The following is a 22,422-nucleotide window of genomic DNA, read 5'->3' as shown; positions in this document are numbered from 1 at the left end:
GTCCTGTCATGAGGATCAGCGAGGAGCGCGAGCGGGCGCGTGATCGCCTCGCGGCGATGGACGGGAACTACCGGCAGCGACAGGCCGTCGACGACTTCGAGGATTCAGCGTCTTTCGAGAGGTCCCCGCAGCCATTCGAGAGGCCCCCCGAGTGGCTTCAGGACTTCGACGAAGACGAATACGAGGCTCAACCCGACTCGTCACGGTTCGATCGGCTGCCCGAGCGCTGGCGCGGTACACGTTGGCGCCCGAGCCGATCGGCGACCTGGGTGTTGGCGATCGTTGCAGCCCTGGCCACGGCAATCGGCTTGTTCACGGTGTGGTGGGATTCTCCGAGTTTGCAGGCGGTCCCACCGTTGCCCTCGCCCCAGAATGTCACGGAGCAGAATGTCACGGCGCAGAATGTCACTGCCGACGATGGTGAATCAGCCAGTCCCGTACCGACCGGCGTCGTAGCGGAGCAGCCGCCTGAGGCTTTGGTGGTCAGTGTCGTCGGACTCGTGCGCACGCCTGGGCTCGTCAACCTACATTCGGGCTCGCGCATCGCCGACGCGCTCGCTGCGGCAGGTGGAGTGCTCGAGGGCGCAGAGACGGTGGGCCTGAATCTGGCACAGAAGCTTGCCGATGGTGATCAGATCGTGGTGGGGGCCGCCGATCAGTCCGGTGGTGTTTCAGCGAGTTCGAGTACCACTGCGGGAGGGACCGGCCCCGCCGCCGCGGGGGAATCCGGCGGGGCTGGTCTGGTGAACCTCAACACCGCTACCGAGGCCGAACTGGACGACCTTCCCGGGGTAGGGCCGGTAACGGCTGCGGCGATCATCTCCTGGCGAACTTCCAACGGAAAATTCACGGACATAGAACAATTGGGGGAAGTCGACGGGATCGGCCCGGCAAGGTTGGCCAAACTGCGAGTGCTGGTATCGGTGTGAACGAACCGGAAGTCTCGCCGGCCCTCGACGCTCGACTGCTACCGTCGGCCGTCGCAGTGTGGGGGAGCAGTGCGGTGGGGATCCTGTTCGGCGCGGTCGCCGCGTGGGTACTGGCGGTGGCATGCGCTATTCCAGCGGCAATCCTCACTTACGTGGTTGTGCGCCGGACATCTGCGGGGTGGGCACGAATCATGTTGGTTGCATTGCTGTTCGGTGCCGGATGCAGTGTCGTCATCGGGTGGCGGGCGACCGAGGTCGAGGGGCACCCACTGACCCGGGCTGCCCTCGAGGGAGCGTGGGTGAGTGTCGAAGTGGAACCCTCGGAGGATCCGCACGCAGTCTCTGGCGCGGCGGGTCAAGGTCAGGTTTTCTTCAGGGCAACCGTCAATTCGGTGACTGCCCAGAATCACAGGTACTCCGGAGGCGGCTTGGTCACCATCCGGGCGCCCAGTTCGTCGTGGCTCGAAGTTGTTCCAGGGCAGAGCCTGACGGTTCGCGGCCGGGCGAGTCAGCCATGGCGTAGCGATTCCACGCTCGCCGTGATCACGTCCGAGGGGCCTCCCGTCGCGGTGGGAGAAGTGCCCTGGTATCAGCGATGGGCGAGTGTGGTGCGTACTCGTTTCGCCGCTGCGTGCTCGGCTGCGCTCCCGCCGGATCAGGCAGGTCTGCTGCCTGGCCTCGTCGTCGGAGACACATCGGCGTTGTCGCCGGTGGTGAAGGACAACTTCACCGTTGCCGGGCTTTCCCATCTCACCGCGGTGTCCGGCGCCAATATCAGCATTCTGCTCGGGGCGGTTCTGCTGCTGGTCAGAGCCGCGGCGCTCAGTCCGCGCGTCGGCGCTGCTTTGGCGCTGGTAGCCCTCGTTGCGTTTGTTGTCGTCGCGAGGCCGTCGCCGAGTGTTCTGCGCGCCTCGGTGATGGGCCTGATCGGCCTGCTCAGTCTGGTGACCGGTCGACGCAAACAGGCACTGCCTGCTCTTTCCGCAGCCGTCATCGTGCTGGTTGTCGTGATGCCCGAACTTGCCGTCGACTGGGGGTTTGCGCTGTCGACCACGGCCACGGGCGCGTTGGTGATCATTGCTCCGGTGTGGGTGGAGATGCTTCGTCGACGAGGTTGGCCCCGTTGGTTTTCGGAGATGACAGCCGTCTCGAGTGCTGCGTTTGTCGTGTCTGCGCCACTGGTGGGCGCCATGGCGGGAACCTTCAGCGTGGTCACGATTGCCGCGAACATGGCCGTGGCGCCTGTGATCGGAATCATCACGGTGTTCGGTGCGGTGATTGCCTTGTGTGCGCTGATCTGTCCACCGATCGCGGTGTTCGTCACGCCGCTGGTCCGGCCGCCGATGGGGTGGCTGCTGTACGTGTCCGAGCGGGCGGCGGCGCTTCCCGGAGCGTCGGTGGTGGTGCCGTCAGGGCTCATCGGTGCTCTCGTCGTCGTGGGCGTCTTACTGGCCGCGGCCCTGACGCTGTGGAATCGGATCTCGAGATGGGTGGTCGGCGTCCTCGTTCTGGGAGTTGTTCTAGCCCTCGTCTTTCAGCACGTGTTCGGCGGTGGTCGTATTGCTCCGGGATGGGTACTGGTGATGTGCGACGTCGGTCAAGGGGACGGTCTTGTGCTCTCGACTGGAGACGGCAGGGTGATCGTCATCGATGTCGGTCCTGATCCCACGTCGATGGATCGTTGCCTGAACATGTTGGACGTCAACGACATCGCGTTGCTGATGATCAGTCATTTTCATGCCGATCACATCGGTGGATTGGAAGCAGTTCTGGGTGGGCGTTCGGTCGCTGCGGTCGGAGTCGGGTCGATGTTGTTGCCGGAGTCAGGTTTTCGGGCGGTAAAGGATGCCGCCGAGTCGCACGGCGTTCCGGTTGTCTCGTTGCGGGCAGGTATGGAGTTGACGTTGGGATCGGTGAACATGGAGGTTCTCGGACCGTTGCTTCCGACTCCCCGCGATGCGAGGGACGGCGCGGACGCCGCCAACGATCAGTCGCTGGTGGTGATGGCACACACGGACGCGGGTCGCATTCTGTTGACGGGCGACGCCGAAGTTGCGGGGGAGGAGGCCATCCTCCGATCGGGAACGGACGTGAAGGCCGATGTGTTGAAGCTGCCCCATCACGGTTCTCGGACCACGTCGTCGGCATTTCTGGAAGCGGTGCGTCCGAGGTTGACGATGATCAGCGTCGGCGACGGCAACAGTTTCGGGCACCCGAATGAGGAGGTTCTCGACGAACTGGTTTCGTTGGGCGGGGCGGTGGTTCGGACCGACGTCCACGGCACCGTCGCTGTGTACGGCGGGGGCGGCGGGTCTGTGTCGATCGTGTCGGTTCCTCGTGGGACCATCTTCGGGTGAGTAATCCGTCTGGAGTCGATCCGCTGCATCTTGTTCTCGGGGACGACGAGTTCCTGATCGACCGCACGGTATCGCAGCTCATCAGAGCCGTCCGCGGTGACCGCGGCCAGGGTATTTCGGATCTCCCGGTAACCAAGATGCGTGCCGGAGACACCAATGCTCCCGAGTTGGCCGAGTTGCTCAGCCCTTCTCTTTTTGCCGAAGACCGTGTGATCGTCCTGGAATCGGCCGCAGAAGCAGGCAAAGATGCCGTAGCTCTTGTTCTCGAGGCGGCGCGTGAGCCGGCAGAAGGCGTCGTTCTGATCGTCGTGCACTCGGGCGGCGGTCGCGCGAAAGCGTTGGCGCCGGCTCTCGAGAAGCTCGGCGCGACGGTTCACAACTGCGGAAAACTGAACAAGAGTCAGCTTGTCGACTTCGTCCGGGGTGAGTTTCGGACCGCCGACGTCAGGGTTGCGCCCGATGCGATCGCCGCGATGATCGAAAGCGTCGGCTCCAACCTTCGCGAACTTGCGTCGGCCTGCTCGCAATTGGCGGCCGATACCGGCGGCAAGATCGACGTGGATGCGGTCCACAAGTACTACTCGGGCAAGGCCGAGGTTTCCGGATTCGATGTGGCCGACAAAGTTATCGTCGGCGATACCCGGGGTGCGCTCGAGGCTCTGCGATGGGCTGACCAGATCGGAACGGCGCACGTACTGCTCGCTGACGCCCTCGCCGATGCAGTCCACACCATCGCGAAGGTCGGCCCGTTTGCACGGGGCGGTGACCCGTTCCGGTTGGCGTCGGATCTCGGGATGCCGCCGTGGAAGGTCAAGAAGGCGATCAAGGAAGTCGGCGGTTGGGATCCCACGTCGATCGGCGCTGCGATGCAGATCGTCGCCGCTCTCAATGCCGACGTGAAGGGCGCCGCAGTCGACTCGTCCTTCGCTCTGGAGATGGCAGTGCGGAAAGTGTGCGCGTTGCGGAAGAACTGAGGACAACATGGCCGATCGCGCGGCCGGCCAGAAGTAGTCCGACGACAGTGGCGGCCGTGGCCTCGGCCACCCGGTAGTCGAGGCGTTTCACGCAGGCTTGCTCCAACTGGGTGTGCGGAATGGCCTGAGGCCGTGTCGTTGGTTCACCAGTCCTGATGTCGGTCACTCGTAGGGAGTAGTTCGGCGCCGGATTCATCACACTGCCGCAGACAATTGTTTCTTGGCCGATGCTGTCTACCGGCACCTTCACGGTGGTGAGTAGCGCTCGTCCAGCGGCGAGAAACGCCAAGACTGCAACGAGCGAACACACCACGCCGAAGAAGATCCAGAATTCGCTGCGGCGCCTGCGGCTCCACCATCCGTAGCTTGCTGCGACTCCGACTACTGCAACCGTCAATGATTCCCACCAACGAGGGATCCCCAGGGCTGCCAATACGCCGAAAGCGACGACCGCCCAGAAGACAGTCGTGAACAACCAGCTGCGAGGGCGTTTCCCGTTGACCGCCATCATCAGATGGTCGCAGCCCGATCCACATATTCCGTGCAAGACATGGATGGCGGGTTTTCGCTCTGATCCGATTGAGCACGCAAAATAGCCGCCTGGTCTTTCGACCTGGCGGCTATCGAGACGAACCAGTATGACGGCGAACCGTCACAGTGGAAACGTCAGAGCTTGTTGGCAGCCTGCGAGAGTGCAGACTTCTTGTTGGCAGCCTGGTTGGCGTGAATGACGCCCTTGCTGGCTGCCTTGTCGAGCTTGCGGCTGGTGGAGACGAGGAGCTCGTTGGCCTTGTCCTTGTCACCGGCTGCCGCAGCCTCGCGGAATGAACGGATCGCGGTACGCAGCGAGGACTTCACCGACTGGTTACGGAGTCGGGCCGCCTCGTTGGTACGGATTCGCTTCACCTGGGACTTGATGTTGGCCACGCGTAAAATCCTTGTCGTCTTTAGCTGGTTACGGTCGAGAAAGCTGTGGGCGCACTGATGCACCGACTGGCAAGATTACCAGCCGAGGGCCCAAGAACCCAAACCGTCGCACGTTGCGTCTGTCGAGAAGAGTACACCGAGCGCCCGATTTCTCGCCGCGCTGCCGAATAGCCCCACTTGTAGCAGCATGTTGCCCTATGACGCCGCCGCCTTCGAAAAGTTCGAGTAAAACAGGTTCGACCACCACCCGAGCGCGTCCTGCCGCAGTGTTCGACGGATATTCAGACATCGGTCGCTACGAGTTGGCTTTCGACGAGATGTTCGAGCCCGACGGCTCGGTGCGTGCCCCGTACAAGGGTGTGTACAAAGCCCTGGCGCCGACGAGCAGCGCCGACCTTGCCGCGCGTGCCGACGCACTCGGACGCGCATTCATCGACCAGGGCGTGACGTTCTCGCTTTCCGGGCAGGAACGACCGTTTCCGTTGGATCTGGTGCCGCGCGTCATCGCCGCGCAGGAGTGGTCGCGGCTGGAAAAGGGCATCAAGCAGCGGGTGAAGGCGCTCGAGCTGTTCCTTGCGGACATTTACGGCGAGCAACGAATCCTGCGCGATCACGTATTGCCGCGCCGCCTGGTGACCTCGTGCGAGCACTTCCACCGTGAAGCAGCCGGCATCGTGCCGCCCAACGGTGTGCGAATCCATGTCGCGGGTATCGACCTGGTCCGAGACGAGGCGGGAGAGTTCCGAGTTCTCGAGGACAATCTGCGATCTCCGTCCGGTGTCTCCTATGTGATGGAAAACCGTCGCACCATGACTCGGGTGTTCCCGGATCTGTTCATGTCCCACAAGGTGCGGGCGGTCGGTGATTACGCAACACACCTACTGAGGGCGCTGCGTGCGGGTGCTGCACTCAACGAAGCGGACCCGACAGTGGTTGTTCTCACACCGGGTATCGCCAATTCCGCCTATTTCGAGCATTCATTGCTCGCTCGTCAGATGGGTGTGGAACTCGTCGAAGGTCGCGACCTGTTCTGCCGCGACAACATGGTGTACATGCGCACGACGGAAGGCGAGCGTCAGGTCGACGTCATCTATCGCCGCATCGACGACGAGTATCTCGACCCGATGCACTTCCGTCCGGATTCGATTCTCGGCGTCGCAGGCCTACTGAATGCGGCGCGAGCGGGCAACGTGGTGATCTCGAGTGCCGTCGGCAACGGAGTCGGTGACGACAAACTCGTCTATACCTATGTTCCGCAGATCATCGACTACTACCTCGGTGAGAAGCCGCTCTTGCAGAACGTCGACACGTTCCGCTGTTGGTTGGACGAGGAGTGCGAGCAAGTCCTCGACCGCGTCGCCGAACTCGTCATCAAGCCGGTGGAAGGGTCCGGCGGCTACGGAATCGTCTTCGGACCGGACGCGAGCCCCAAGGAACTGGCCGCGATCACCCGCAAGATCAAGGCAGACCCGCGCGGGTGGATCGCGCAGCCTCTCGTGCAGTTGTCCACGGTGCCGACCAAGATCGACGACGTTCTCTCGCCGCGCCACGTGGACTTGCGACCCTTTGCCGTCAACGACGGTGAGGACGTGTGGGTGTTGCCCGGCGGCCTGACCCGGGTGGCACTTCCGGAAGGCTCGCTGGTGGTCAACTCGAGCCAGGGCGGCGGAAGCAAGGACACATGGGTGCTCGCCAGCCGCAGCTCGGACGAGGACCCAGAGCTGTCCGGTGAGGAACTGGTGTCCGAGCCCCCGGAATCCGCGGAGCCGGTGCAGGGACCCGAACTGAGCACCTCTCAACAGCAGCAGCAACAACAGTGAACACCTCAGAAGTGCCCAGCTACCAAGAACTATCAGCGAACGGAGCGTGGTGACCGATGCTTGCTCGCAACGCAGAGTCCCTCTACTGGATCGGCCGCTACGTCGAGCGCGCCGACGACACCGCTCGGATCCTCGACGTCGCCGTCCACCAACTGCTCGACGACGCAACCGTCGACCCGGACCGCACGTCGCGTCTGCTCCTGCGTGTCCTCGGCATCGAAGCGCCGGAGGAGAAGCTCGACGTACGCTCGCTCACCGACCTGGTTGCGTTCAGCCGCAATCAGGTTGGATCGATCGTGGACTCGCTGGCAAGTGCCCGTGAGAATGCTCGCGGAGCACGTGAGGTCACGTCGAGTGAGATGTGGGAGTGCCTGAACACCACGTACAACGGACTGGCGGAGCGTGAACGCGCGTCACGCAGGCTGGGGCCACACGAGTTCTTCCGTTATGTGGAGGAACGCGCAGCGATGTTCGCGGGGCTGGCGGATTCCACGCTCAGCCGCGACGACGGTTACCGGTTCCTCCTGCTGGGCAGGTCGATCGAACGTGTCGACATGATTGTGCGGATGCTCCTGGCGCGCGCCGGTGACCGCCCGTCGTCGCCGGCGTGGGTCAGTGTTCTTCGCTCGGCGGGCGCACATGACACGTATCTGCGTACGTATCGCGGAGCGCTCGACGCCAACCGCGTCGTCGAGTTCATCTTGTTGGACAGACTCTTTCCGCGCTCGGTGTTCCATTCGATCAGGCAGGCCGAGAAGTGCCTGCAGGAACTCGACCCGCAGCCGGGCAGTCGCGTCGGAATCCGGGCGGAGGCGCCGCGGCTTCTCGGCCGCGCACGCAGCGAACTGGAGTTTCTGCCGCAGGGCGTGTTGCTCGAAGATCTGCAAGGACGGTTGCTCGGTTGGCAGGAGACCTGCCGCGAACTGGGTGAGGCGATTGCATTGCAGTACTTCCACGCTGCGCCGTGGGTCGCATGGACGGATGCCGGCGCCGCGTATGCGGAGTCGACGGTGGAGGGAGAGCTGTGAGCTGGCGAATGAGGGTCGTGCACACCACGGGATATGCGTACGACGCCCCGGTGACGTCGTCGTACAACGAAGCGCGATTGACACCCCGCGGCGACACCAGGCAGACGGTGATCCTCACGCGCGTCGAAACCCAGCCGGCAACGCGTTCCTATCGGTACACCGATTACTGGGGCACCGCGGTGACCGCCTTCGACTTGCACGCCCCGCACACGGAGCTGGAAGTGACCGGACTGTCGGTGGTGGAGACGGAACCGTTTGTTCAACCCGAGGAAACCGTCGACTGGGATGAATTGTCGGGAAACGCGATTAAAGATCGATTCAACGAGCAACTGAGTTTCACGAGATATGTTCCGCGTGATCGTAAGCTGGCGACAATTGCCAAGGAATTGCGCAAAGATAAATCACCTGAAGATGCAGTAGTGGCTGCGTCGCAATGGGTTTACGGTGAAATGTCATATGTTCCGGGTACGACCGGAGTGCATACGTCGGCGGTCGAGGCCTGGTCGGCCAGGAAAGGCGTCTGCCAGGATTATGCACATCTGACCTTGGTGTTGCTTCGAACGATGGGCATTCCCTGTCGGTACGTTTCCGGCTATCTCCACCCCAAACGTGATGCGGCAGTCGGGGACACGGTGGTCGGGGAATCGCACGCGTGGATCGAAGCGTGGACCGGCGCGTGGTGGGGATATGACCCGACCAATGCGATAGCTGTGAATGAACAGCATGTCTCGGTCGGAATAGGAAGGGACTATTCGGATGTGCCGCCTTTGAAGGGAATCTTTTCCGGTGGACGCTCCACAGATCTCGAAGTTGTTGTGGAGATCACCAGGCTTGCGTAAAGTCCGGCAAATCTAGGCGCGTGAGCATTACTACCGTTCGATGAGAAGAAGGTGGGAATATGTCTCCAACTGCACAGGAATTGACTGAGATCGAACCGATCTCGGATGTGAAGAAGTATGCGGCCGAAGCGGTGGGGACATTTGTGCTCGTGTTCTCCGCGGTCGGAACTGCCGTCTTCGCAGGTGCGAAAGTCGGCAATCTCGGAGTTGCCTTCGCATTCGGCTTGACCCTGCTGTTCCTCGTATATGCGATCGGACCGATTTCCGGTTGCCACGTCAACCCAGCCGTGACTCTCGGCCAATTCGTGATCGGGCGCATCTCGGCCGTCAATGCAGCGATTTACGTTGTCGCGCAAGTGATCGGCGGCTTGGTCGCCGGCGTCGTGATCTACACGGTGGCCAACAGTCTCCCGGCGTACAACCGGGCCGCAGACGGCCTCGGCGCAAACGGTTGGGGCGCACACAGTCCGTCGGCCGAGAAGAATCTTCTCGGACAGGTGGTTTCCGACGGTTACGGCATCGGTGCCGCGATGATCATCGAGATTCTCCTGACCGCTCTGCTCGTGTTCGTGGTTCTCGCGTCGACCGACCAGATCTCCGACGTGCCGCTCGCCGGGGTGTCCATCGGCTTCACCCTGGCCGTCATTCACCTGATCTCGATCCCGATCGACAACACCTCCGTCAACCCCGCTCGAAGCCTCGCTGTCGCGCCGTTCCAGGACGGTGCACTCGGTCAGGTGTGGTTGTTCATCGTGTTCCCGCTGATCGGCGGTGCGCTCGGTGCACTCATCTATCGAGCACTCTTCGGACGGTTCAACCGTCTGGACAGCTGATCGATACTGTTTCCATCGTTCGGGTCGGCTTCAGCTCCAGCTGAAGTCGGCCCGAAGTTTTGCCGCGACCGCGTCGAACTTCTTGTGATCCATGACGGCGCCCTCGCGCCGAATCCCGCTCTCGGGAACGTCGAGCACCCGGTCGAGCCGGACCCAGCTGGGCCTTCCCTCGCCGTCCCACGGGCCCGAACCGATTGCGAGCCAATCACGCTCGCCTTCGCGTTTGCTCTGCGAGGACAGCATCAAACCGAGCAGCGTGTTGCCGTCGCGGCCGACAACCAGCACCGGGCGGTCTTTGCCCTGGGTCGGATCCTCCTCGTAGGCAACCCAGGTCCAGACGATCTCGCCCGGATCGGCCTTGCCGTCGAGGTCGGGGGAGTACTCGACCTTGCGGGCGCGATGTGCGGTCGGAGACGTTCGCGCGGCGATCGGGCGGCCGGTCGGACCCGGCTTCGAGGCAGACGACTGAGACGTGGACGACTGCAGCTGGCGCAGCAACGCAGGGCCCTTCTCCACCGCGAGGGCGCCGAGGGTTCTGCCGATCTGCTTCCACATGCTTGCCATAGCGTTCGAGCATAATCACCCACCCGTGGGAACCCCTGGTACGGCGGCGCCGAGACTTGGATATCCTGAGGGTTGACAGTGGCCCGGATCCGGGCCGGTGCCGGTCCGACTAAGGGGTCTCCCATCAGCAGCTTCGCCGACAAGACGTTCACGGATCCTGCGCAGATCCGGAACTTCTGCATCATCGCGCACATCGACCACGGTAAGTCGACGCTGGCAGATCGCATGCTTCAGCTCACCGGCGTGGTCGAAGAGCGGGCGATGCGTGCGCAGTACCTGGACCGCATGGACATCGAGCGTGAACGCGGCATCACCATCAAGGCCCAGAACGTTCGTCTGCCCTGGACCGTCGACGGCGAAGAGTTCGTCCTCCACCTCATCGACACTCCCGGCCACGTCGACTTCACGTACGAGGTCTCCCGCGCGCTCGAAGCATGTGAGGGTGCAATTCTGCTGGTCGACGCAGCTCAGGGCATCGAAGCTCAGACGCTGGCCAATCTGTACCTGGCGATGGAGAAGGATCTCAAGATCATTCCCGTCCTCAACAAGATCGACCTCCCGGCCGCGGATCCCGACCGCTATGCCGAAGAGATTGCGCACATCACCGGCTGCGAGCCAGGCGATGTCCTGCGCGTCTCGGGCAAGACCGGCGTGGGCGTCAGGGAACTGCTCGACGAGGTGATCAAGCAGGTACCTGCACCCGTCGGCGATGCAGACGGCCCCGCCCGCGCGATGATCTTCGACTCCGTTTACGACGCGTACCGCGGCGTGGTCACCTACGTGCGTGTGGTCGACGGTCGGATCCGTCCCCGCGAGAAGATCACGATGATGTCCACGGGCACCACACACGAACTGCTCGAGGTCGGCATCATCTCGCCCGAGCCGAAGGCCAGTATCGGTCTGGGCGTCGGCGAGGTGGGCTACCTCATCACAGGTGTGAAGGACGTCCGCCAGTCGCGTGTCGGTGACACCGTCACCACAACCCGCAACGGCGCGACCGAACCGCTGGTCGGCTACCGCGATCCAAAGCCGATGGTCTATTCCGGTCTCTATCCGATGGACGGCTCGGACTACCCGGTGCTGCGCGACGCTCTCGACAAGCTCCGTCTCAACGACGCCGCCCTGGCGTACGAACCGGAGACGTCGGTTGCCCTCGGATTCGGCTTCCGCTGCGGCTTCCTCGGCCTGCTGCACATGGAGATCACCCGCGACCGCCTCGAACGTGAGTTCGGCCTCGAACTGATTTCCACTGCGCCCAACGTCGTCTACCGCGTCGTGATGGAGGACGGGGCCGAGGTCATCGTCACCAACCCGTCGTACTGGCCGGAAGGCAAGGTGCGCGAGGTCTACGAGCCGGTCGCCAAGTGCACCGTCATTGCCCCGAGCGAGTACGTCGGCGCCATCATGGAGCTGTGCCAGTCCCGTCGCGGTGAGCTCGGCGGCATGGACTACCTCTCCGAGACTCGCGTCGAACTGCGCTACGAACTGCCCATGGGCGAGATCATGTTCGACTTCTTCGACGCCCTCAAGTCCCGCACCAAGGGATACGCCAGCCTCGATTACGAGGAGGCCGGTGAGCAGCAGGCCGACCTGGTGAAGGTCGACATCCTTCTGCAGGGCGAGGCCGTCGACGCGTTCTCGTCGATCGTGCACCGCTCCAACGCTGGTGCTTACGGCGGACGCATGACGTCGAAGCTTCGTGAGCTGATTCCTCGCCAGCAGTTCGAGGTTCCGATTCAGGCCGCGATCGGCGCGAAGATCATCTCGCGCGAGAACATTCGCGCAATCCGCAAGGACGTTCTTGCCAAGTGCTACGGCGGCGACATCAGCCGTAAGCGCAAGCTGCTCGAGAAGCAGAAGGAAGGCAAGAAGCGCATGAAGACCATCGGTCGCGTCGAGGTGCCGCAGGAAGCATTCGTGGCGGCTCTGACGTCGGAATCGGTCGGCGAGAAGCCCAAGAAGTAGGAGCGCATGGTCACCACCTGGTTGTCCCGAGAATTCGGAGTCGAAATCCCGGTTCTCGGGGCGCCCATGGGTGGTCGCGCGGGCGGCGCGCTCGCCGGAGCTGTTTCGGCGGCCGGTGGGTTGGGTCTGCTTGGCGCGGCCCGGTACAACACACCGGAGTGGATCGAGGCCGAAGCCGAAGTGGCCCGCTCGATCGGCGGAAAATTCGGCGTCGGCCTGATGACGTGGTCGCTGCCCGAGAACGAGTTGATGCTCGACGCTGCGATTGCCGTCGAGCCGACCATGATCACCTTGTCGTTCGGTGATCCCGCCGCGTATGTCGGACGAATCCACGATGCGGGCATTCCCGTTGTGTCACAGATCAATACGCTCGAGGACCTTCGTATTGTCGAGGCCGCAGGTGTCGACGCTGTGATCGCGCAAGGCGGTGAGGCAGGCGGCCATACGGGCCGAATCGGAACCTTGCCGCTGCTGCAGGAGATCCTCGAAGCGACGTCACTTCCGGTGCTGGCAGCCGGCGGAATCGGAACCGGACGCGGTTTGGCCGCCGTCCTGGCAGCCGGCGGCGAAGGCGTGATGATCGGAACGGCGCTGCTCGCCAGCCCGGAGACGGTCGGGCCGGACTATGCCCGCGACCGCGTCGTCGAAGCCGGAAGTGCGGACACGATTTACACCTCGGTATTCGACCGAGCGCGCTGTCAACCGTGGCCGCAGCGGTGGGGTGGCCGCGCGGTGGCCAACGAGTTCACTGCCGCGTGGCACGGAGTCGACGCCGACGAGGAAACGCTGGCACAGGCGTACGACCCGTCGGATCCGCACAGCGGAGTCGTCTATGCCGGAGAAGCTGTCGGACTCGTGCACGGAACCCATCCGGCCGGCGATGTGGTTCGACGCATCGGCGCGGATGCGGAGCGTCTGCTCTCTCGTTTCGCCTGAAAGCAAGGTCGGACACAGCCGGGTCCCATATGAGAAGGTAAGCCTCTACTAACTAGTGGAGGAGTATTTTCGTGCGTGCGATGAAGTTCTCGGCGGTGGCTCTCTTGGGAGCACTGGTCGTAGGTATCAGTGGATGTTCGTCCTCGGACGCCGACGAGATCGCGGACGGTCGGGTCACCACGATCGATCACAAGTTCGGCGCCACCACGATCACCGGGACGCCGACGCGCATCGTCGCGGCCGACACCCAGTGGCTCGACGCTCTGCTCGAACTCGGAATCCAGCCGGTGGGGTACCTGGCTGCCGGCCCGATGGGCGACGAGCGTGGCCTGTTCCCGTGGGAGAGCGACGTGGACGCGTCGGCGAAGGAACTTGATCGCTCGGCGATCCAGCAGTTCGGTGTCCCGCTCAAAGCTGAAGAAATTGCAGCCTTGGATCCCGATCTGATTCTCGGTGGGTTCTCCGTCGCCGATCAGGACGATTTCGACCAGTTGAGCAAGATCGCTCCGACAATTGCCGGTCTGTCCGACGTCCAGGTCGATCCGTGGCAGGACCAGGTCGAGATTCTCGGTCGAGTTCTCGACAAGGAGTCGCGCGCCGACGAGATCGTCGAGACGACAAACGGGCAGATCGATGCGCTCGCACAGCGACTGCCAGGCCTGAAGGGCAAGACGGCGCTTCTGTCGCAGTACGTCTTCCCGACGTCGCAGTTGGTGATCGTCGCCGATCCAAAGGACGGCGCATCGGGATTGTTCACGAGCCTGGGAATGTCGTTGCCGCCCAAGCTGGTCGAAGAGGCGGGCGTTACCGGTGGCCGGCTGATGCTCAGCCCGGAACGGGTCGACGCTCTGAGCGCCGACGTCGTGGTGTTGCTGCCGAACGGCGGAACGCTGGAAGACATGATGACGCTGCCGGGGTTCGCCGACCTACCCCTTTATTAACCGCGGGCGGTTAATAAAGGCGCACAGCAGGGGGTCTAGGTCGCGTTGTGCGCGGGCTGGAAAGCTCCGGCTTCGGCAGCTTCCTCGGCGCGGATCACGTGGACCACGGCGTTGATCAGCGCCAGGTGTGTGAACGCCTGCGGGAAGTTACCCAGATGGCGACCGGTGTGGGCGTCGATCTCTTCGGCGTACAGCTTGAGGGGGCTCGCGAACCCGAGCAGGCGCTCGCAGAGATGCTTTGCCCGATCCAGTTCGCCGATCTCGACGAGGGCGGAGACGAGCCAGAAGGAACATATGGTGAACGTGCCCTCCTCGCCGCTCAATCCGTCGTCGGTGGTGTCGACGCGATAGCGCAGGACCAGCCCCTCCTCGGTGAGCTCGTCGGCGATCGCCAGCACCGTTGCCCGGATGCGCGGATCGTCGGCCGGCAGGAAGCGCAGCAGCGGTGCCAACAAGAGCGACGCGTCGAGTGAGTCGTGGCCGTACCGCTGCGTCAGAACTCCGCGTGAGTCGACACCGTGCGCGAGGATGTCGGCCTTGATCTCGTCCGCGATGGCCGTCCATTGCTGCGCAAAGCTCTTCTCGCCCTGCATCTCCGCCAGCTTGGCGCCGCGATCGAGTGCGACCCAGCACATGATCTTCGACGACGTGAAGTGCTGTGGTTCACCGCGCACCTCCCAGATCCCACGGTCGGGTTGGCGCCAGTGCTTGATCGCTTCCTCGACCTGCTTCTTGAGTAGCGGCCACAGCGCTTCGGGGACGCGCTCGCGGGTACGGATGTGGAGATACACCGAGTCGAGCATGGTGCCCCAGATGTCGTGCTGCTGTTGATCGAACGCCCCGTTGCCGATGCGCACCGGACGAGCACCGTCGTAGCCGGACAGATGGTTGAGTTCGGATTCCTCGAGTGTGCGCTCGCCGCCGATGCCGTACATCACCTGCAAGGGATGTGGCTGACCGTTGTCCGAACTCGACACGTCGTAGATGAAGTTGAAGAAGTCGTTGGCCTCACGGTCCAACCCGAGCGTGTAGAGACCCCACAGTGCGAAGGTGGAATCGCGAACCCACGCGTAGCGGTAGTCCCAGTTACGTTCTCCGCCTGGTGTTTCCGGAAGCGAGGTCGTCGATGCCGCGAGCAAGGCTCCGGTCGGGGCGTAGGTGAGGCCCTTGAGTGTGAGCGCACTGCGCTGCAGGTATCCGCGCCACGGGTGATCGGGGAACTTGCCGATCGTCACCCACTCGCGCCACGACTTGGACGTCTGCCACATCTTGTCGGCGGCCTCGTCGAACGTCTGCGGCGCGGGAAGATCCGACCACGAGAGCGCGACGTACACGTTGTCGCCTTCGACCAGTCGCGTCCGGGCCCGTGCCTCACGACCTTCCAGGCCCAGTCGTAGGTCGGTGGTCAAGCGCAGAGTTGGGTGGTCTCCGGGCTTGGCGGAGCGACACGTTGCCGTTGCTTCCTCGTAGACCTTTCCGGTGTACTCCCAATTCGCCGTGCCGCGGTGATAGTCGAACGCGGGCTCGCAGCTCATCTCGAGTTCAACGGTGCCGCTGACGCATTTGACCGTACGGAGAAGGGTGTGTTCGGCATCCCAGTCTGTGGGTGTGCGCTTGTGGGTGTTCGATCGCTTGTCGACGTTGTGCCAAGGACCGAGGACCAAGGCGTCGCGTACGACGAGCCAGCCGGTCTCGGTCTGCCAGGTGGTCTCGAGAATGAGTCCACCCGGCAGATAGCGTCGGGCGGCCGGGACGTTCTGGCCGTACGGGCCGATGCGGAAATGGCCTGCGCTGCGGTCGAGGATGGCACCGAACACGCTGGGGGAGTCCGGGCGGGGAACGCACATCCACTCGACAGATCCGTTACGGGCAATCAGGCACGAGGTTTCGCAATCGGAAAGAAACGCGTAGTCGTCGATAGGGGGAAAGTTGCTTCGATGGTGACCCGTGGAGGCGGGAGGAATAGTCTGCACCACTTCGTCGTCAGCACTCATTCGGCCATCATCCGGCCAGAATCGACACACGTCCAATCCACACGCTGTCGGGACCGTATCGTCCGAAGGATAGGGTGTTGGCGTGGATCGGATAGCGGATTGGTGGGACAGCTTCGAGCTGTGGATGGCGGGGCTCCCGTTCATCCCGCAGGTCGCGTTGGTCCTGATCGTCGTCGTTCCGCTGTGCCGCCTGGTGGCCATCGGTCTGGATCGCGCGTTGGCCGCCGTTCTCGCTCTGCCGCTCTTCGGCTGGTTGCGTAGGAATTCTCGAGAAGTAGAGGAAAGCTGATGCCCCGCTCACGGGTCACTCTCGCCCTGATCGCCCTGATTCTCCTCGTGATCGTCGCGTGGCTTCTCACCCGTTAGTTCTCCCGATTAGAGCGGGCGCCGGTGCTCTGCTAAAGTCCACCGCGTGTCCGAAGCAACAGCTCCCGTAATCCGCCACCAGTTGGCGTTGATTGCTGTCGGCATGCTCGACGTCGCTGACGTCGCCTGTTGTTGATTTCCTGAGTTCGACCTCTCCGGTGGTGCTGCGCACCCCACTCGAACTTCTCTGCGCGTAACTCGCGCCCCCGATTCAGGGCTCATTGCCCGTCGGCTCTCCATGTCTGAACATCCCGATGGAATCAGCCCCAGAGGTCTCGGACTTGTCGTTTGACCAACCCTCGTTTGTCAGTCCTTTCAGGAAGGTATCTGCAATGAAACGCCGTTCCCGCACACTTCTCACTGCTATCGCGACCATGGGGGCCGTGGTACTCACAGCGTGCAGTGGTGGCTCGAGCGACACCGTGGGTGGTGACAGCGCCGCCAGCGACGGTAGCGCCGGCACGATCAACCTGTTCGCCTACGCCGTGCCGAAGCCCGGCTTCGACAAGCTCACCGCAGCCTTCCAGGCGACAGACGAGGGCAAGAACGTCAACTTCAATCCTTCGTACGGCGCCTCGGGCGACCAGTCGCGCAAGGTGAAGGACGGCGCCGAGGCAGACTTCGTCAACTTCTCCGTCGAGCCCGACATCACCCGCCTGGTCGATGCCGGTCTGGTAGATCAGAACTGGAACCAGGACGCCTACAACGGAATTCCGTTCGGATCGGTAGTCACCATCGTGACGCGTCCGGGGAACCCGAAGGGCATCAAGGACTGGGACGACCTGCTTCAGCCCGGCCTCGAGGTCGTCACGCCGAACCCGTTCAGCTCCGGCTCGGCCAAGTGGAACCTCTTGGCGCCGTACGCCGCCAAGAGCGACGGTGGCAAGAACCCGCAGGCGGGTCTCGACTACGTCACCGCCTTGGTCAACGATCACGTCAAGATCCAGCCCAAGTCGGGACGCGAGGCTTCGGAAGCCTTCCTGCAGGGCAGCGGTGACGTTCTGATCAGCTACGAGAACGAGGCACTGTTCATCGAAGGCAACGGCGACCCGGTCGAGCACGTCACCCCGCCCACGACCTTCAAGATCGAGAACCCGGTTGCCGTGATCTCGAACAGCAAGGTCCTCGACAAGGCGACCGCGTTCAAGGACTACCTGTACACGACCGAGGGTCAGACGCTCTGGGCCGAAGCAGGATTCCGTCCCGTTGATCCCGCCGTCGCTGCCAAGTTCACCGACAAGTTCCCCGAGCCGACCAAGCTGTGGACCATCGCAGACCTCGGCGGCTGGAAGGCCGTGGACAGCGCTCTGTTCACCAAGGACACCGGTTCGATCGCAGTGATCTACGACAACGCGACCAAGTAAGACTGACGTGACTGACACTATTGACCCCACCCCCGTGGCTCGTCGGCGAAAACTCGCGCGGGTCACGGGGAGTGTGGGGCCGCTCGGAATCGGAGTGGCCACCCTGTGGCTCTCCGTGATCGTTCTGCTTCCGCTCGCCGCGTTGACCGCCACCGCGTTCGACGAGGGGATCTCCGGATTCTGGGACGCCATCACCGCACCCGTCGCCTTGGCGTCGTTGCGCGTGACGTTGTTGGTCTCGGTGATCGTGGCATTGATCAACGTCGTGATGGGCACGATCATCGCGTGGGTGCTGGTCCGGGACGACTTCCCGGGCAAGCGCATCGTCAACTCGATGATCGATCTGCCGTTCGCGCTACCCACCATCGTGGCGTCGATCGTGCTGCTGTCTCTCTACGGCCCGCAGTCACCGATCGACATCCACCTCAATGCAACCCAGCCCGGACTGATCGTGGCATTGGCCTTCGTGACCTTGCCGTTCGTGGTTCGCTCGGTGCAGCCGGTGCTGATGGAGGTCGACCGCGAAGTCGAGGAAGCCGCTGCATCGTTGGGGGCTTCCAACTGGACGATCTTTCGTTCCGTCGTTCTTCCGACGCTGGCGCCTGCCGTCATCTCCGGCGCGGGGCTCGCATTCGCCCGAGCGATCGGTGAATACGGCTCGGTCGTTCTGATCGGCGGCAACATCCCACGCGTGACACAGATGACGTCGCAGTACATTCAGCAGCAGATCGAGATCGATCGTCCGACCAACGCCGCTGCCGTCTCGGTAGCGTTGCTGGCCATCGCATTCGTGACGCTGTTCGTCCTGCGAATCTTCGCCTCGCGGGGACAGCGACGTGAGGAGAGTTCCCGATGAACGTGTCCAGAGGATCGAAGATCGGTCTGCGGACCATCGCTCTCGTCTACCTGTTCGTGTTGTTGGTCGTGCCGATCGGTGTGATCCTGACGCGAACGTTCGAGAACGGAATCGGCCCGTTCCTCGAATCGATCACGACACCGGCAGCGATCTCCGCGCTGAATCTTTCGCTGATCATCGTGGCGATCGTGGTCCCGATCAACGTGGTGTTCGGTGTTGTCACGGCTCTGGCACTCGTGCGTGGGCGTTTCCCGGGGCGGGGCGTACTGCAGTCGGTGGTCGACCTGCCCTTCGCAGTCTCGCCCGTCGTCGTCGGTGTGTCGTTGATTCTTCTGTGGGGTGCCAACGGTTGGTTCGGCGGCATCGAATCGTTGGGGTTCAAGGTCATCTTCGGCTTGCCAGGCATGGTGATCGCGACGATTTTCGTGACGCTGCCCTTCGTCGTCCGGGAAGTTGAACCCGTACTTCACGAGATCGGCGACGAGCAGGAACAAGCAGCCGCGACGCTCGGTGCCTCGGGCTGGCAGACGTTCTGGCGGATCACCTTGCCCGCGATCCGCTGGGGCCTGACATACGGAATCGTGTTGACGGTGGCGCGTTCGCTCGGTGAATTCGGCGCAGTCATCATGGTCTCTTCCGGCTTCCCCGGGGTATCCCAGACACTGACATTGCTGGTGCATTCGCGATACATCGACGACCACAACACCTTTGGTGCGTATTCGGCGGCAACGCTGCTGATGGGCATCGCCATCATTGTCCTGTTGCTGATGACGCTGCTGGACCGTAAGAGGAGCACCACATGATCACAGTGACCGGGGCCCGCAAGAACTACGGTGACTTCGCGGCGCTCGACAACGTGACGGTCAACATTCCCTCGGGTTCGTTGACGGCATTGCTCGGGCCAAGTGGCTCGGGAAAGTCGACGTTGCTGCGTTCGATCGCAGGGCTCGAAGAGCTCGATTCGGGAACCATCACCATCGCAGGCAAGGACGTCACCGGCGTCTCGCCGCAGAAGCGTGACATCGGTTTCGTGTTCCAGCACTACGCGGCGTTCAAGCACATGACGGTGCGAGACAACGTGGCGTTCGGGCTCAAGATCCGCAAGCGCCCGAAGCCGGAGATCGAGAAGAAGGTCAACGAACTTCTCGAGATCGTCGGCCTCGACGGCTTTCAGCATCGGTACCCCGCGCAGCTGTCCGGTGGTCAACGTCAGCGCATGGCGTTGGCGCGCGCTCTGGCGGTGGATCCGCAGGTGCTCCTGCTCGACGAGCCCTTCGGCGCGCTCGACGCGAAGGTCCGTGCCGACCTGCGCACGTGGTTGCGTCGCCTGCATGACGAGGTGCACGTCACCACCGTCCTGGTCACACACGACCAGGAAGAGGCTCTCGACGTCGCCGACCGCATCGCGGTGCTGAACAAGGGGCGGATCGAGCAGATCGGTGAACCTGCCGACCTGTACGACCGCCCGTCCAACGACTTCGTGATGTCCTTCCTCGGATCCGTCGCGAAGCTCAACGGGCAGCTTGTTCGTCCTCATGACATCCGTCTCGGCCGCGATCCGAGCATGGCTCTCGCTCAGGAATCGGGTACGGCCGAGTCCCTCGGCGTCACACGCGCAACCGTCGAGCGCGTCGTGTATCTCGGCTTCGAGGTTCGAGTCGACCTGCGCAACGAGGCAACCGGTGAGTTGTTCTCGGCTCAGGTCACCCGCGGTGACAGTGCAGCTCTGCACCTCGAGGCGGGGGAGACGGTCTACGCCCGGGCTACCCGGGTGCCGGATCTGCCGGAGACTCCGGTGGTGACGCCGGAGCAGGAGCCGGTGACGGTGAGCGTCGTCGGCCAGGTATGACCCGCTAGCCCTGTTTGACCTGTTTCACCCCCACGCCTGTATGAGCGAACGGCACTTTCGGTCTCCTGATGGCGCCGAAAGTGCCGTTCGCTCATAGTTGGGGGTCGGTGCAACACCGAGACGAGTTCAGCCCTCTCGGCAGACGAGGACCGGGCATTGGGCGTGGTGGATGAGGCTCTGACTGGTCGATCCGACTATCGACGCCATGAACGGGCTGCGGCCGTGGCTACCGACGACTACGAGTTGCGCTTCCGCCGAGTGCTCGAGCAGTGCCTTCATCGGTCCGCTGCGCTGGACACTCCGGGTGACTTCGACATCGGGGTACTTCTCCGTCCAGCCGGCGAGGCACTCGGACAGCAGAGCGTGCTCATGCTGTTCGTACGGTCCCCAGTCGACGAAGCGCCTGGCTTCGGAGTACCCGCCGAGCGAGGCGTGCTCGTTCCAGGTGTGGACCGCAACCAAGGGAGCGCCGAGGAACGCGGCAAACTCGAAAGCATGCGCGACGGCGAGTTCGCTGAGCTTGCTTCCGTCGACGCCGACGACGATGGGCCTGGTGTCGGCTACCGCGTGCTCGCCGGTACCGCGGAACACCGCCACGGGACAGTGCGCCCGGTTGACCACCCGAATGGTGTCGGAACCGAGAAACACCGATTGCATTTCGCTGGTACCGGCCTGACCGAGTGCAACGATGCGAGCGGATTTCGAAAGTTCGACGAGTGTGGTTGCGGGAGTGCCGGTCACGAGGCCGCGTTCGACGGTGACGTCGGTGTGATCGTCGCGAATGGCGTCCTCGGCCTCGTCGAGTAACTTTGCACCCTCGACGCGAAGGTGATGGTCGAACATCTCTTCGTCAGTGACGTTGGTACCGCCACCTGACTCGGGTTGTCCCGGCAGAACGTGGGTCAGTCGCAATGGTTCGTCGAATCTCTTTGCAGCCGATGCTGCCCACCTCGCGGCGTTGACCGCGCTTGCCGAGCCGTCGATGCCGGCCACGATTCCGTGTCGAACAGATGCACTGGTCATGGAAGTCTCCTCGCGTCGCCTCCCTACCAGTGTGTCCCTGGTCACCCCGGGTTCGCTACAAACTCGTCAGCTCCCGCGGTGCGAGAACGTCGGTAGGCACTGCTGCGCGAGTTCGACGCGGGCGCAACGACGACAGAGCGGTGATGAATCCGTTACCGGGCAGTGTCAATTCCACGTTCTTCAACACGGTTCGGCGCATCAACGCGAGCAGGGCTGCGACGCCGGTGACTGCCATCCACATCGGCAGCGGGTACAGCGTCAAGCGTTCACCCAAGCCGAAAGTGAGGGTTCGTCCGAGAAGCAGTACGGCGCCGACGATTCCGGTGGCCGCGCACAGTCCCGACCATACTGCGATCCATTTGCTGTGCTTCCAGAATTGAATTGCCATGAGTACGAGAACGGCATGGCGGGCGACGAAGCCGGGAAGTACTGCGGTCCAGTGAACGAAGGTCCCGTCGTTGGCCGGGAAGAGGCCGGTAGCCGCGGTGCTCAGTGCAACGACGACGGCAAGGCCGAGAATCCACTTTTTCGCACGACCGTCCGGAATGTACTTGTGCAGCAAGGCTGCACCGAGGATGGTGAGCGCACCGAGGATCATGAAGGCCGCGTTCATGACGTCGTGCATCGGCGAACACGAATCCACGCTGCATGTCGTCACGCCCAGCGAACTGATGGAGTCACGCGCGAAGCTGTACGGCGTCTTCCAGGCTCCGGCCGTGAAGATCTCGACAAGCAGGTAGAGCACCGACAGGACCCAGGCGGTGCCGGCTGTGCCGAGGCGAAGATTGTGAGTGATGGTGTTCCCTCTCGCGGCGCTCTGAGGGGATTGCACCCAAAGATCTGTTTCGCAGGCGAAG

Annotated in this window: 22 protein-coding genes; 16 read left to right on the top strand and 6 right to left on the bottom strand. The window is 63.1% G+C overall.

Annotated features, from left to right (window positions below):
* Positions 1-8: 8 nt before the first annotated feature.
* Genes AC1DVN_RS10200 through holA form a run of 3 tightly spaced genes read left to right on the top strand, consistent with a single transcriptional unit; the run spans position 9 to position 4,260 of the window.
* Complete coding sequence (locus tag AC1DVN_RS10200) at positions 9-929, top strand: ComEA family DNA-binding protein (RefSeq protein ID WP_211917747.1); 921 nt, start codon at positions 9-11, stop codon at positions 927-929.
* Positions 926-3,286, top strand: coding sequence for a ComEC/Rec2 family competence protein (locus AC1DVN_RS10195; RefSeq protein WP_477993769.1), 2,361 nt, complete (start codon positions 926-928; stop codon positions 3,284-3,286). Before AC1DVN_RS10200 ends, AC1DVN_RS10195 begins: the two co-directional genes overlap by 4 nt.
* Positions 3,283-4,260, top strand: coding sequence for a DNA polymerase III subunit delta (holA, locus tag AC1DVN_RS10190; RefSeq protein ID WP_003944476.1), 978 nt, complete (start codon positions 3,283-3,285; stop codon positions 4,258-4,260). Before AC1DVN_RS10195 ends, holA begins: the two co-directional genes overlap by 4 nt.
* Here holA and AC1DVN_RS10185 read toward each other — a convergent pair.
* Together AC1DVN_RS10185 and rpsT are read right to left on the bottom strand one after the other, a co-directional pair.
* Positions 4,172-4,768: a cytochrome d ubiquinol oxidase subunit II gene (locus AC1DVN_RS10185; RefSeq protein ID WP_139120592.1), complete on the bottom strand. Its 597-nt coding sequence runs from the start codon at positions 4,766-4,768 to the stop codon at positions 4,172-4,174. The genes holA and AC1DVN_RS10185 overlap by 89 nt on opposite strands.
* A 158-nt stretch (positions 4,769-4,926) precedes the next feature.
* A complete protein-coding gene (rpsT, locus tag AC1DVN_RS10180; RefSeq protein WP_003944567.1) occupies positions 4,927-5,187 on the bottom strand; it encodes a 30S ribosomal protein S20 in 261 nt (86 codons plus the stop codon).
* 197 nt (positions 5,188-5,384) lie between these two features.
* Here rpsT and AC1DVN_RS10175 point away from each other — a divergent pair, with 197 nt between their 5' ends.
* From AC1DVN_RS10175 to AC1DVN_RS10160, 4 genes are read left to right on the top strand one after another with little or no spacing between them, the layout of a single operon-like run.
* Positions 5,385-7,007, top strand: a complete 1,623-nt coding sequence (locus AC1DVN_RS10175) for a circularly permuted type 2 ATP-grasp protein (RefSeq protein ID WP_019749047.1) — start codon at positions 5,385-5,387, stop codon at positions 7,005-7,007.
* A gap of 56 nt (positions 7,008-7,063) precedes the next feature.
* A complete protein-coding gene (locus tag AC1DVN_RS10170) occupies positions 7,064-8,035 on the top strand; it encodes an alpha-E domain-containing protein (protein WP_019749046.1) in 972 nt (323 codons plus the stop codon).
* 8 nt (positions 8,036-8,043) lie between these two features.
* Complete coding sequence (locus tag AC1DVN_RS10165; RefSeq protein ID WP_007731033.1) at positions 8,044-8,874, top strand: transglutaminase family protein; 831 nt, start codon at positions 8,044-8,046, stop codon at positions 8,872-8,874.
* Between the two features lie 59 nt (positions 8,875-8,933).
* Positions 8,934-9,707 carry an aquaporin gene (locus AC1DVN_RS10160; RefSeq protein WP_019749045.1) on the top strand — a complete coding sequence of 258 codons (774 nt, stop codon included), beginning with the start codon at positions 8,934-8,936 and terminating at the stop codon, positions 9,705-9,707.
* Between the two features lie 30 nt (positions 9,708-9,737).
* On the opposite strand, the gene AC1DVN_RS10155 is transcribed toward AC1DVN_RS10160, so the two are convergent.
* Positions 9,738-10,271: a type II toxin-antitoxin system PemK/MazF family toxin gene (locus AC1DVN_RS10155; protein WP_161120668.1), complete on the bottom strand. Its 534-nt coding sequence runs from the start codon at positions 10,269-10,271 to the stop codon at positions 9,738-9,740.
* Between the two features lie 72 nt (positions 10,272-10,343).
* Here AC1DVN_RS10155 and lepA point away from each other — a divergent pair, with 72 nt between their 5' ends.
* From lepA to AC1DVN_RS10140, 3 genes are all read left to right on the top strand, one after another.
* Complete coding sequence (gene lepA / locus AC1DVN_RS10150; protein ID WP_024487634.1) at positions 10,344-12,236, top strand: translation elongation factor 4; 1,893 nt, start codon at positions 10,344-10,346, stop codon at positions 12,234-12,236.
* A 6-nt stretch (positions 12,237-12,242) separates the two neighbouring features.
* Positions 12,243-13,172, top strand: coding sequence for an NAD(P)H-dependent flavin oxidoreductase (locus tag AC1DVN_RS10145; protein ID WP_477993768.1), 930 nt, complete (start codon positions 12,243-12,245; stop codon positions 13,170-13,172).
* 80 nt (positions 13,173-13,252) lie between these two features.
* Positions 13,253-14,113: an ABC transporter substrate-binding protein gene (locus AC1DVN_RS10140; protein ID WP_477993778.1), complete on the top strand. Its 861-nt coding sequence runs from the start codon at positions 13,253-13,255 to the stop codon at positions 14,111-14,113.
* A gap of 35 nt (positions 14,114-14,148) precedes the next feature.
* On the opposite strand, the gene AC1DVN_RS10135 is transcribed toward AC1DVN_RS10140, so the two are convergent.
* Positions 14,149-16,107 carry a glycoside hydrolase family 15 protein gene (locus tag AC1DVN_RS10135; protein WP_003944557.1) on the bottom strand — a complete coding sequence of 653 codons (1,959 nt, stop codon included), beginning with the start codon at positions 16,105-16,107 and terminating at the stop codon, positions 14,149-14,151.
* 82 nt (positions 16,108-16,189) lie between these two features.
* On the opposite strand from AC1DVN_RS10135, the gene AC1DVN_RS10130 reads away from it, so the two are divergent.
* The 6 genes from AC1DVN_RS10130 to AC1DVN_RS10105 all read left to right on the top strand — a co-directional run bounded on the left by AC1DVN_RS10130 (position 16,190) and on the right by AC1DVN_RS10105 (position 20,542).
* Positions 16,190-16,396: a hypothetical protein gene (locus AC1DVN_RS10130; RefSeq protein WP_003944489.1), complete on the top strand. Its 207-nt coding sequence runs from the start codon at positions 16,190-16,192 to the stop codon at positions 16,394-16,396.
* Positions 16,397-16,519: 123 nt separating this feature from the next.
* Positions 16,520-16,609, top strand: coding sequence for an Ms4533A family Cys-rich leader peptide (locus AC1DVN_RS10125; protein WP_309599318.1), 90 nt, complete (start codon positions 16,520-16,522; stop codon positions 16,607-16,609).
* Positions 16,610-16,805: 196 nt separating this feature from the next.
* Positions 16,806-17,837, top strand: coding sequence for a sulfate ABC transporter substrate-binding protein (locus AC1DVN_RS10120; RefSeq protein WP_003944569.1), 1,032 nt, complete (start codon positions 16,806-16,808; stop codon positions 17,835-17,837).
* Between the two features lie 7 nt (positions 17,838-17,844).
* Positions 17,845-18,693 carry a sulfate ABC transporter permease subunit CysT gene (gene cysT / locus AC1DVN_RS10115; RefSeq protein ID WP_003944556.1) on the top strand — a complete coding sequence of 283 codons (849 nt, stop codon included), beginning with the start codon at positions 17,845-17,847 and terminating at the stop codon, positions 18,691-18,693.
* Positions 18,690-19,496, top strand: a complete 807-nt coding sequence (cysW, locus tag AC1DVN_RS10110) for a sulfate ABC transporter permease subunit CysW (protein ID WP_003944503.1) — start codon at positions 18,690-18,692, stop codon at positions 19,494-19,496. The genes cysT and cysW overlap by 4 nt, the downstream gene beginning before the upstream one ends.
* On the top strand, positions 19,493-20,542 hold the full coding sequence (locus AC1DVN_RS10105; protein WP_269577833.1) for a sulfate/molybdate ABC transporter ATP-binding protein: 1,050 nt from the start codon (positions 19,493-19,495) through the stop codon (positions 20,540-20,542). Before cysW ends, AC1DVN_RS10105 begins: the two co-directional genes overlap by 4 nt.
* Positions 20,543-20,668: 126 nt before the next feature.
* Here AC1DVN_RS10105 and AC1DVN_RS10100 read toward each other — a convergent pair whose 3' ends face one another.
* Positions 20,669-21,565 carry a universal stress protein gene (locus AC1DVN_RS10100; protein WP_019749037.1) on the bottom strand — a complete coding sequence of 299 codons (897 nt, stop codon included), beginning with the start codon at positions 21,563-21,565 and terminating at the stop codon, positions 20,669-20,671.
* A 55-nt stretch (positions 21,566-21,620) separates the two neighbouring features.
* Positions 21,621-22,397, bottom strand: a complete 777-nt coding sequence (locus AC1DVN_RS10095) for a DUF998 domain-containing protein (RefSeq protein WP_256064280.1) — start codon at positions 22,395-22,397, stop codon at positions 21,621-21,623.
* Between the last annotated feature and the right edge of the window lie 25 nt (positions 22,398-22,422).

The sequence above is a fragment of the Rhodococcus sp. P4_E4 genome, from assembly GCF_056401575.1.
The sequence above is the reverse complement of the archived record's forward strand: the minus strand, read 5'-3'. Positions and strand labels throughout refer to the sequence as shown.

What these genes read in the sequence shown, in the direction of transcription:
- AC1DVN_RS10135 (WP_003944557.1), bottom strand. Translation starts at nt 16,107, where the DNA reads ATGAGTGCTGACGACGAAGTGGTGCAGACTATTCCTCCCGCCTCCACG.
- AC1DVN_RS10170 (WP_019749046.1), top strand. Translation starts at nt 7,064, where the DNA reads ATGCTTGCTCGCAACGCAGAGTCCCTCTACTGGATCGGCCGCTACGTC.
- AC1DVN_RS10120 (WP_003944569.1), top strand. Translation starts at nt 16,806, where the DNA reads ATGAAACGCCGTTCCCGCACACTTCTCACTGCTATCGCGACCATGGGG.
- AC1DVN_RS10200 (WP_211917747.1), top strand. Translation starts at nt 9, where the DNA reads ATGAGGATCAGCGAGGAGCGCGAGCGGGCGCGTGATCGCCTCGCGGCG.
- cysW (WP_003944503.1), top strand. Translation starts at nt 18,690, where the DNA reads ATGAACGTGTCCAGAGGATCGAAGATCGGTCTGCGGACCATCGCTCTC.
- AC1DVN_RS10165 (WP_007731033.1), top strand. Translation starts at nt 8,044, where the DNA reads ATGAGGGTCGTGCACACCACGGGATATGCGTACGACGCCCCGGTGACG.
- AC1DVN_RS10160 (WP_019749045.1), top strand. Translation starts at nt 8,934, where the DNA reads ATGTCTCCAACTGCACAGGAATTGACTGAGATCGAACCGATCTCGGAT.
- AC1DVN_RS10175 (WP_019749047.1), top strand. Translation starts at nt 5,385, where the DNA reads ATGACGCCGCCGCCTTCGAAAAGTTCGAGTAAAACAGGTTCGACCACC.
- AC1DVN_RS10155 (WP_161120668.1), bottom strand. Translation starts at nt 10,271, where the DNA reads ATGGCAAGCATGTGGAAGCAGATCGGCAGAACCCTCGGCGCCCTCGCG.
- AC1DVN_RS10105 (WP_269577833.1), top strand. Translation starts at nt 19,493, where the DNA reads ATGATCACAGTGACCGGGGCCCGCAAGAACTACGGTGACTTCGCGGCG.
- AC1DVN_RS10185 (WP_139120592.1), bottom strand. Translation starts at nt 4,768, where the DNA reads ATGGCGGTCAACGGGAAACGCCCTCGCAGCTGGTTGTTCACGACTGTC.
- AC1DVN_RS10145 (WP_477993768.1), top strand. Translation starts at nt 12,243, where the DNA reads ATGGTCACCACCTGGTTGTCCCGAGAATTCGGAGTCGAAATCCCGGTT.
- AC1DVN_RS10100 (WP_019749037.1), bottom strand. Translation starts at nt 21,565, where the DNA reads ATGACCAGTGCATCTGTTCGACACGGAATCGTGGCCGGCATCGACGGC.
- AC1DVN_RS10140 (WP_477993778.1), top strand. Translation starts at nt 13,253, where the DNA reads ATGAAGTTCTCGGCGGTGGCTCTCTTGGGAGCACTGGTCGTAGGTATC.